The sequence below is a fragment of the Pseudaquabacterium pictum genome (genome assembly GCF_005403045.1).
Lineage (GTDB): Bacteria > Pseudomonadota > Gammaproteobacteria > Burkholderiales > Burkholderiaceae_C > Pseudaquabacterium > Pseudaquabacterium pictum.
The window spans coordinates 129138-138131 of sequence record NZ_BJCL01000014.1 but is presented as its reverse complement, the minus strand read 5'-3'; the positions used below and the strand labels follow the sequence as shown (position 1 = coordinate 138131).

The window sequence follows — 8994 nt, the reverse complement described above, 5'->3', positions numbered from 1 at the left end:
GTCGAAACCGAACGACGCCCCAGTCTTAACCCCGGGCTTGCTGGCCCAAAGAGGAAATCGGGGTCTGTCGGACGGGCTCCCTTCAGCGCGACGGGAGCGGTGAAAACAATACTAGGAGGAGTCCTATTCGCCGCTTGCGGCGTGTAGGACGGGGGACATGGAGCAAAACAGGCCCACCCGAGCCGGCGCGATCGCTCAAATCAAACGACCGCCAAGAGCCCCAACCAGTCGCACCGCTGCAATTGCCACAATCCACCCATGCCCGGCACGCCCCACCTCCTGGACACCCTGCGCCCTCGCCTGCAGGCCCATCTGCAGGCCCTCGAACACGGCCTGCTCGAACGCGAGACGGCCACACGGCTGTTGCTGCTGGCCGCGCTGGCGGGCGAGCATGTGCTGCTGATCGGCCCACCCGGCACGGCCAAGAGCGCGCTGGCGCGGCGGCTGCACCGGGCCTTCGGCGGTGCACGGTACTTCGAGCGGCTGCTCACCCGCTTCTCCACCCCGGAAGAACTGTTCGGCCCGCTGTCGCTGAAGGCGCTGGAAGACGACCGCTACGAGCGGCTGATCGACGGCTACCTGCCCACCGCCGGCATCGCCTTCCTCGACGAGGTGTTCAAGGCCAACTCGGCCATCTTGAACGCGCTGCTGACGCTGCTGAACGAGCGTGAATTCGACAACGGCGCCGGCCGCCTGCCCACACCGCTGATCAGCCTGGTGGGCGCCAGCAACGAACGCCCGGGCGATGAATCGCTGCAGGCCTTCCACGACCGCTTCCTGCTGCGCGTGCCGGTGGCGCCGGTGGGCGATGCCGCCTTTGCCGCGCTGCTGCAGTTGGACAACGCCACGCCCGCCGCCCTGCCCGACCCGATCACGCCCGATGATCGCGCGGCCGTGCGTGCCGCCCAGGCCACCGTCACCCTGGGCGACGAGGCCCTGGCCGCGCTGACCGCCCTGCGCGCCGAGGTGGCCCGCCTGGGCCTGGCGGTGTCCGACCGCCGCTGGCGCCAGCTGGTGGCACTGATGCGCTGCGCCGCCGCCACCGAGGGTCGCGCCACGCTCGATGCGCTGGACCTGTGGCTGGCGCCCTGCGTGGTGGGCGACAGCGACGACAGCCTGGCCGCATTGGCCGCCTGGGTCAGCCACAGCCTGCTGCAGGCCGAGGCCCAGCCGCTGCCCTGGCTGGACCATGCCGTCACTGCTTTCGAGAAGCAGCTGGAGATCGAGCAGCGCCTGCCTGCCCAGGAGGGTGGCAGCGCGGATGACGATGCCGGCAAGCTGGCCCTGGCCCGCAGCCTGGGCGCGCAGGATGGTGGCGAAGCCGGCGGCGGCATGCAGCGCATCGTCTCGGCCACGCTGGAGGCGCGCCAGCGCCGCCACTTCAGCCCCGTGCACGTGGCCGCGCGCCTGGCCCAGGTGGACGCCGTGGCCGCCCGCGCCGACGCGGCCCGCGCCACCGTGCAGGCCGCCCACGATGCCTTGGCCGCCCAAGTGGCGCACCGCCTGTGGCTGCCGCCCGGCCTGGCCGCCGGCTGGCTGGGCGCCCACCAGCAGACCCTGGCCACGCTGGCCGGCTTCATTGCCCGGCTGGCCGCCACGCGCGCCGGCTTCGCCAGCCACCCGGTGGACGACCGCCTGCCGGCCCAGGTGCCACCGCCCGTCGCCCTGGCGGCCTGACCACCGTGGACACCGCGTCGCCGCTGGAGCAGCCCTACGACCGGCTGGCGCCGCTGCCGCGCACGCTGTGGCTGCCGGCCCTGGTGTGCAGCGCCGGCCCGGCCGACGACCTGCAGGCCGACCCCAGCGCCCAGCGCCTGGCCGACCTGCAGCGCTGGCGCCTGGCCCTGGCCGAGGGCACGCTGCCGCCACCCGATGCCGACTTCGGCTGCCCCGACGCCACCGCCGCGCTGCGCGAGGCCGCCGGCCGGCTGGGCCTGGCCGCCACCTGCTTCGGCGCCGAGATGATGAGCGAGCAGCTGCTGCGCACCCTGCTGTGGCACCTGGACCGCCTGGCCGACCTGCAGCCGGTGCTGACCCGCGCCGAGGCCATCGCCCAGGTCACCACCGAGTTCAGCGCCGAATGGACGCTGATCCAGGGCGACTGGGACGCGGTGCTGGCCCTGCTGCAGGGCCTGGGCGACCAGACCAGCCTGCGCTGGGACCATGTGCGCGGCCAGCTGGCCCGGCGTGAATGGGCCGAGGCCCAGCGCATCAGCGACGCGCTGAAGCAGCTGCCCGAGCTGGCCGTGCTGATTCGCCGCCTGGGCCGCGCCGAGCGCGCCGCCCGGCCGCAGGCCCTGCCGCCCCGCGTGGCCGATCTGCCGCAGGCGCCGCCCCAGGGCCTGAAGCCGGTGCAGACCGAGCTGCCCGGCCTGCCTGGCGCGCTGCGCGGCATCCGGTTCTCCGACCGGCTGGACGGCATGCTGGGCAGCGAGGCCGCACTGCTGCGCCACCCGGTGGGCCGCAAGCTGTGGCGCGCCCGCCGTGCTGAGGCGCGCCTGCTCGCCTACGACAGCAGCGCGGTGCTGACCGACTGGCGGCCCGACCCGCAGGCGCCGCCGCGCCAGGCGCTGGCGCCGCCACAGCCCGAGGCGCTGGAGCGCGGGCCGATCATCGTCTGCCTGGACACCTCGGGCTCGATGCGCGGCGCGCCCGAGACCATCGCCAAGGCGGTGGTGCTGCAGGCGGTGCGCACCGCCCATGCCGAGCAGCGTGGCTGCCTGCTGATCAGCTTCGGCGGGCCCGACGAGATCGTCGAGCGGGAACTGGCCGGCGGCCGCGCGCGCCAGGGTGCGGCGGGCCACGGCCTGGCCGGCCTGCTCGACCTGATGGGCCAGGGCTTCGACGGCGGCACCGACCTGCAGGCGCCGATCGCGCGGGCCATCGACCGCGTGCACCAGGCCCGCTGGGCGAGCGCCGACCTGCTGATCGTCAGCGACGGCGAATTTGGCTGCACCCGCGCCATGCTGGACGCGCTGGACACCGCGCGCGCGCAGCTGGGCCTGCGGGTGCAGGGCGTGCTGGTGGGCGACCGCGAGACCATGGGCCTGATGGAAGTGGCCGACGACATCTTCTGGGTGCGCGACTGGCGCCGCCACGGCCCGGCCGCCGGCCGCGGCGCGGGCAGCTTCAGCCCGGTGCACAGCAAGAGCCTGACGGCGCTGTACTTTCCGAACGCGCTGTCGGCGCGGGCGGCGCGGCACAAGCCGGGGTGACAGGGCGGATGCCGATGGCGCCGGGCGGGCGGGCATGCCACCGTGTCGGCATGTCCGTGCCGCGCATCCTGCCCGCCATCGCCCTGGCCACCCTGGTGGCCGGCACGGTCACTGCGCAGCCACTGCAAGGCAGCCCCACGCTGCGCCTGCATGCCCGCGATGGCACGGCGGTGGTGCTGGGCCAGGTGCAATTCACGCCGCAGGCCGACGGCCGCAGCACCTTCCAGCTGCAGCTGGATCACGCGGCATTCAAGGACTTCTTCCTGTCGATGAAGGAGTTCAAGTGCGTGGAAGCCCCCGCCGAGGTGTTCTGCCACGTGCCCTACCCCTACCCGCAGCCCGGCACGGTGGCGCTGGGCGACCTGGCCTGGCTGGAGCACAGCCTGCTGTTCATGTTCAAGACGCCGTCGGAGTTCGGCGCCAAGCTGTGGAATGGCGTCTACTACCAGCTCACGCCCACCGCCACCGGGCTGGAAGGCCGGCCGCAGGCGGTGGACCTGAACCGCATCAGCGCGCCGCCTGACCGGCCCGGCGTGCCGCCCTTCCGACGCGCGCTGCGCGACGACATCCCCGCCGGCGCCCGTTGGTTCCCGCGCCTCACCATCGATTGATGCCGTTGTGAAAGACACCACCATGCAGCAACGCCCCCTCGGCCGCTCCGGCCTGACCACCGCCCCGCTGGCCTTCGGCGGCAATGTCTTCGGCTGGACAGCCGACGCCGCCACCAGCTTCGCCCTGCTCGACGCCTTCGTCGACAGCGGCTTCAACCTGATCGACACCGCCGATGTCTACTCACGCTGGGTGCCCGGCCACACCGGCGGTGAATCGGAGACGCTGATCGGCCAGTGGCTGGCCGCCAACCCGGGCAAGCGCGAGAAGGTGCTGATCGCCACCAAGGTGGGCAAGCCCATGCCGACCATGCCCGGCGCCGCCGAAGGCCGCACCTGCAACCTCAGCCGCGCCTGGATCCGCACGGCGGTGCACGATTCCCTGCGCCGGCTGCAGACCGACCGCATCGACCTGTACCAGAGCCATGACGACGACGGCGCCACGCCGCTGGACGAGACCCTGGCCACCTTCGCCGAGCTGATCGCCGAGGGCAAGGTGCGGGCCATCGGCGCGTCGAACTACAGCGCGCCGCGCCTGGCCGAGGCCCTGGCCACCAGCGCCCGCCTGGGCCTGCCGCGCTACGAGACGCTGCAGCCGCACTACAACCTGATGGACCGCGCGGTGTACGAGGCCGCGCTGGAGCCGCTGTGCCGGGCCGAGGGCCTGGGCGTGATCAACTTCTACGGCCTGGCCAAGGGCTTCCTCAGCGGCAAGTACCGCAGCGCGGCCGATCTCACCAAGAGCCCACGCGGCGGCGGCGTCAAGGGCTACCTGACCGACCGCGGCCACGCGGTGCTGGCCGCGCTGGATGCGGTGGCCCAGGCCCGTGGCAGCACGCCGGCCCAGGTGGCGCTGGCCTGGCAGATCGCCCGGCCGGGGCTCACCGCGCCCATCGTCAGCGCCACCAGCACGGCGCAGTGGGCCGAGCTGGCCGGCGCCGCCCGGCTGGCCCTGTCGGCCGCCGACATCGCCACCCTGAACACCGCCAGCGCCGAAGCCGGCGCCACGGCATGAGCGGGCGGTGGCGCATGGCCGGCACGGTGGTCCTGGGGCTGGTGGTGGTGGCCCTGGGGGCCGGCCAGGCCGGCCTGCTGGCCGGCAGCCCGCCCACCGACCTGGGCGTGACGGTGGGGCGGCTGAAGGCGCCGTCGATGACCGACAACAGCGTGTCCAGCCAGGCCAGGCTGTGGGACGGCCACCCGATGCAGCGCAGCGCGATGATCGCGCCGCTGCCGCTGCGCGGCACGCCGGCCGAGGCCATCACCCGGCTGCGCGCCGTGGTCGAGGCCATGCCCGGCGCCGCGGTGGTGACGCAGCGCGACGACTACCTCTACGTGCGCTTCACCACCCGCTGGATGGGCTACGTCGACGATGCCGAGTTCTGGGCCGATCCGGCCAGCAAGGCCATCCAGGTGCGCTCGGCCTCGCGGCTGGGCGCCAGCGACCTGGGCGCGAACCGGGCGCGCATCGAGCGCATCCGCACGGCCCTCGGTCCACGCTGAGTCGGCGGCGCAGGTCGGCTCAGGTGGCGGTGCCGGACGCCGCGCGCTGGGCTTCGTCGAAGGCCGCAACCGCGTTGGCGGCGTACATCAGCGACGGTCCGCCGCCCATGTAGGTGGCCACGCCCAGTGTCTCGTCCACTTCCTGCCGGGTGGCGCCCAGCTTGACCAGCGCCTGGGTGTGGAAACCGATGCAGGCATCGCAGCGGGCCGCCACGCCCAGGGCGAGGGCGATCAGCTCCTTGGTCTTGCTGTCCAGCGCGCCGGGTGCGGTGGCGGCGCGGCCCAGCTCGCCGAAGGCCTTCATCACGCCCGGTGTGCTGGTGCGCAGGCTGGCCATGTTCTGCGACACGGTGCGGGTCAGGTCGCGGTAGCTGTCGGTGGCGGACATCGGGGTCTCCTTCGGCGGGGTGGTGATCACCACCATTGGACAACCGTTCACCCGCTGCCGCTTGACCGCGCGCAAGCCGGCGAGGCGGCGCCCCAGGCGGCCAGCCCGGCGGCCAGGTGCTGGAAGACCACCTGCAGCCGGCGGCTGGCGCGCAGTGCGCGGTGGGCCGTCAGCCACACCGGCAGCACCGGCAGCTGCAGCTCGGGCAGCACCGGCACCAGGTCGGGCAGGCGCCGGGCCAGCGGCGCCATCACCACGCCGATGCCCACGCCGGCGCGCACCATCGCCAGACCGACCGGCTGGCTGTCGCAGCGGAAGGCGAAGAAGCGCCGGTCCACCGCATGGCCGGCGGCGCGGAAGCCGTCCAGCATCTGGGTCGACTGGTCCATGCCCACCCAGCGGTGCTGCGCCAGCGTGGCCGGGGTGGGCAGGCCGTGGGCATCAACCAGCCGGCGGTGGACATAGAAGCCCAGCGGCCAGTCGGCGATGTGGCGGGTGATCAGCGTGCCCTGGGTCGGCCGCACCATGCGCACCGCGATGTCGGCCTCGCGTTCGAGCAGGTTGCTCAAGGTGTCGCCGGGCACCAGCTCGATCTGGATCTGCGGATGGCGCTGCGCCAGGTCGGCCAGCAGGCCGGGCAGCACCTCGGCGCTGACCACCTCGCTGGCGGTCAGCCGCACCGTGCCGGCCAGGTCGTCGGCAGCGCTGCCCACGGCGTCGGCAGCCAGCGCGCAGGCCTGGGCCGCGGCCAGCATGCGCTGCGCTGGCTCGGCCAGGGCCAGCGCCGCCGGTGTGGGCTGCAGCCGGCGGGCGCCACGCTCGAACAGCGGCGTGCCCAGCTGGGCCTCCAGCGCGGCGATCTGCCGGCTCAGCGTGGGCTGGCTGGTGCCCAGCCGGGCGGCGGCCTGGGTGAACGAGCCCTGGTCCAGCACCGCGCCCAGCGCGCGCAGCAGGTTCCAGTCCAGCGTGGCAGGGTCGAAGGCACCAGGCATGCATTCAATCCTGAATGGTTTATATGCAGCCATCCATCTTCACATGGATGGCGTCGCCGCGCACCATGGCGCCATGCCGTTTCAACTTCAGGAGCCGAACATGACCAAGACCGTGCTGGTGCTGGGTGCCAATGGCCGCCTCGGGCGGGCTGCGGTGCTGGCCTTTGCCGCCGCCGGCTGGCAGGTGCGTGCGCAGCTGCGCCGCGCACCGCGGGCCGCGCTGCCCGCCGGCGTGCAGCTGGTGCAGTGCGATGCGCTGGACGTGCCCGCGCTGACCGCCGCCGGCCAGGGCGCGCAGGTGATCGTGCATGCGCTGAACCCCGACTACACCCGCTGGGCCACGCTGCTGCCGCCGCAGACCGCCGCGGTGCTGGCGGTGGCCCGCGCGACCGGCGCCACGCTGATGCTGCCGGGCAATGTCTACAACTTCGGCCACCAGCTGCCGGCGGTGCTGACCGAGGACACACCCTTTGTCGCCAACCATCCGAAGGCGGCCCAGCGCATCGCGCTGGAGGCCGCGCTGGCCGAGGCAGCGGCCAGCGGCGTGCGCAGCATCGTGCTGCGGGCGGGCGACTTCCTCGGCGACGCCGGCACCTGGATCGACCTGGCCATGGCCAAGGACCTGGCCCGCGGCCGTTTCACCCACATGGGCCCGGCCGACCTGCCCCATGCCTGGGCCTGGCTGCCCGACCTGGCGCAGACCTTCGTCGCAGTGGCCGAGCGGCGCGCCAGCCTGCCGCCACATGCGGTGCTGCATGTGCCGGGGCTGACGCTGACCGGCGCCCAGCTGCAGCGGGCTTTCGAGGCGGCGCTGGGCCGGCCGCTCCGGGCGCGCCGCTTCCCCTGGCCGCTGCTGCGCCTGGCCGCGCCGTTCTGGCCGATGGGCCGGGCGCTGGTGGAGATGCGCCACCTGTGGCAGCGTCCGCACCAGCTGGACGGCACCCGGCTGCGCGCCCTGCTGGGCGGCGACCTGCCGCAGACGCCGCTGGACAGCGTGGTGCGCCAGTGCCTGGCCGGCCTGCCGCAGCCGCCCGGCCTGCCTGCGCTGGCCTGAGGCCGCTGCACCGCCGTGGCAGACTGCACCGGCCACAACGACGGAGGACGGGATGCAGGCATGGCAAGCGGGCGCAGCAGCCCGGTGGATGGCCCGGGGCCTGGCCAGCCTGGCGCTGGTCAGCACGGTCGGCAGCTGGGCCCAGGCGCCGCTGCTCACCACCGAGGCCGAGCTGCAGGGCACCACCGTGCCGGCAGCCATCGAGGCCTTCTGGAGCGCGCGCGGCGCGGCCACTTCCATCACCGGGCAGGGCGGCTTGAACCTGGCGGTGCGCCGTTTCCTGCAGCCCGACCGGGCGACTGAACAAGGCGCCATCACCATCGTCTCGGGCCGCACCGAGTCGATGCTGAAGTACAAGGAGGTGGTGCACGACCTCTACCGCAACGGCTGGAGCGTCTACATCCACGACCACCGCGGCCAGGGCCTGTCCGAGCGTGAGCCGGCCGTGCGCGACCAGCCGCAGAAAGGCCATGTCGACCGCTTCGACGACTACGTGGCCGACCTGGACGCGGTGCTGCAGCGCGGAATGCTGGCCGGCGGCCATGCACGGCGGGTGCTGCTGGCGCATTCGATGGGCGGTGCCATCACCGCACGCTGGCTGCAGTCGGGCCGGCCGGCGGTGGCGCAGGTGCAGGCGGCCGTGCTGTCGTCGCCGATGCTGGAGATCGTCGGCCTGGTGCCGGGCTTCTCGGCCGAAGTCCTCAGCTGCCACCTGGCGCACGGCGCGGTGCTGTTCGGCGCGGGCGCCAGCTGGCACTGGGGCGGCAAGCCGTACACGCCCTTCCCGGTGCAGGGCAACATCTACACCGGCAGCCCGGTGCGCAGCCAGCGGGTGCTGGACCAGGACAGCGCCGCCCCCGCCGCCCGGCTGGGCAGCCCGACCTGGGGCTGGATCGCCCGCAGCTGCGATGCCGCCCATGCCGCGCGCACCGATGCCGCGCTGGTCACCACGCCGGTGCTGGTGCTGGTGGCCGGGCAGGACCAGATCGTGCTGAACCACGGCGCCCGGCAGTTCTGCCAGCGGCTGGCGGCCGCCCGGCCCGGCGCCGGCTGCGGCGGGCCGGATGGCGCGCCGGTGGTGGTGGAGGGCGCCCAGCACGAGATGCTGATCGAGCGCGACGCCCTGCGCGGCCAGGCCCTGGGCCGGGCGCTGGACTTCCTGCGCCAGGCCGGTCGCTGAGCCGCGGCGCGGCGGGTTGGCGGGGGGCCCTGCGGTAGACTCCGCCCCTTTTTG

9 protein-coding genes are annotated in these 8994 nt (G+C 73.9%); 7 read left to right on the top strand and 2 right to left on the bottom strand.

The genetic code is table 11. From position 1 onward, the window contains the following. Positions 1–258: 258 nt before the first annotated feature. From FFT10_RS21670 to FFT10_RS21650, 5 genes are read left to right on the top strand one after another with little or no spacing between them, the layout of a single operon-like run. Positions 259–1677, top strand: coding sequence for an AAA family ATPase (locus tag FFT10_RS21670; protein ID WP_137734958.1), 1419 nt, complete (start codon positions 259–261; stop codon positions 1675–1677). Positions 1678–1682: 5 nt separating this feature from the next. Then, the gene (locus FFT10_RS21665) at positions 1683–3215 is read left to right on the top strand and encodes a VWA domain-containing protein (protein WP_137734957.1); all 1533 of its coding nucleotides are present in this window, start codon (positions 1683–1685) and stop codon (positions 3213–3215) included. A 50-nt stretch (positions 3216–3265) separates the two neighbouring features. After that, positions 3266–3826, top strand: coding sequence for a hypothetical protein (locus FFT10_RS21660; RefSeq protein WP_137734956.1), 561 nt, complete (start codon positions 3266–3268; stop codon positions 3824–3826). A 22-nt stretch (positions 3827–3848) separates the two neighbouring features. Further along, positions 3849–4838, top strand: a complete 990-nt coding sequence (locus FFT10_RS21655; protein WP_137734955.1) for an aldo/keto reductase — start codon at positions 3849–3851, stop codon at positions 4836–4838. Next, the gene (locus tag FFT10_RS21650; RefSeq protein WP_228027232.1) at positions 4835–5326 is read left to right on the top strand and encodes a DUF1499 domain-containing protein; all 492 of its coding nucleotides are present in this window, start codon (positions 4835–4837) and stop codon (positions 5324–5326) included. Before FFT10_RS21655 ends, FFT10_RS21650 begins: the two co-directional genes overlap by 4 nt. A 19-nt stretch (positions 5327–5345) precedes the next feature. Here the strand turns inward: FFT10_RS21650 and FFT10_RS21645 are convergent, their stop codons facing one another. Together FFT10_RS21645 and FFT10_RS21640 are read right to left on the bottom strand one after the other, a co-directional pair. Further along, complete coding sequence (locus tag FFT10_RS21645) at positions 5346–5714, bottom strand: carboxymuconolactone decarboxylase family protein (RefSeq protein ID WP_137734954.1); 369 nt, start codon at positions 5712–5714, stop codon at positions 5346–5348. Positions 5715–5761: 47 nt separating this feature from the next. Then, entirely contained in the window at positions 5762–6706 is a 945-nt protein-coding gene (locus tag FFT10_RS21640) for a LysR family transcriptional regulator (protein WP_137734953.1), read from the bottom strand. Between the two features lie 100 nt (positions 6707–6806). Between FFT10_RS21640 and FFT10_RS21635 the strand changes: the two genes are divergently transcribed. Continuing rightward, positions 6807–7760, top strand: coding sequence for an NmrA family NAD(P)-binding protein (locus tag FFT10_RS21635; RefSeq protein ID WP_228027231.1), 954 nt, complete (start codon positions 6807–6809; stop codon positions 7758–7760). An 88-nt stretch (positions 7761–7848) separates the two neighbouring features. Beyond that, positions 7849–8940: an alpha/beta fold hydrolase gene (locus FFT10_RS21630; protein ID WP_162520880.1), complete on the top strand. Its 1092-nt coding sequence runs from the start codon at positions 7849–7851 to the stop codon at positions 8938–8940. Positions 8941–8994: the final 54 nt, after the last annotated feature.

What these genes read in the sequence shown, in the direction of transcription:
- FFT10_RS21670 (WP_137734958.1), top strand. Translation starts at nt 259, where the DNA reads ATGCCCGGCACGCCCCACCTCCTGGACACCCTGCGCCCTCGCCTGCAG.
- FFT10_RS21660 (WP_137734956.1), top strand. Translation starts at nt 3,266, where the DNA reads ATGTCCGTGCCGCGCATCCTGCCCGCCATCGCCCTGGCCACCCTGGTG.
- FFT10_RS21655 (WP_137734955.1), top strand. Translation starts at nt 3,849, where the DNA reads ATGCAGCAACGCCCCCTCGGCCGCTCCGGCCTGACCACCGCCCCGCTG.
- FFT10_RS21650 (WP_228027232.1), top strand. Translation starts at nt 4,835, where the DNA reads ATGAGCGGGCGGTGGCGCATGGCCGGCACGGTGGTCCTGGGGCTGGTG.
- FFT10_RS21645 (WP_137734954.1), bottom strand. Translation starts at nt 5,714, where the DNA reads ATGTCCGCCACCGACAGCTACCGCGACCTGACCCGCACCGTGTCGCAG.
- FFT10_RS21640 (WP_137734953.1), bottom strand. Translation starts at nt 6,706, where the DNA reads ATGCCTGGTGCCTTCGACCCTGCCACGCTGGACTGGAACCTGCTGCGC.
- FFT10_RS21635 (WP_228027231.1), top strand. Translation starts at nt 6,807, where the DNA reads ATGACCAAGACCGTGCTGGTGCTGGGTGCCAATGGCCGCCTCGGGCGG.
- FFT10_RS21630 (WP_162520880.1), top strand. Translation starts at nt 7,849, where the DNA reads ATGGCCCGGGGCCTGGCCAGCCTGGCGCTGGTCAGCACGGTCGGCAGC.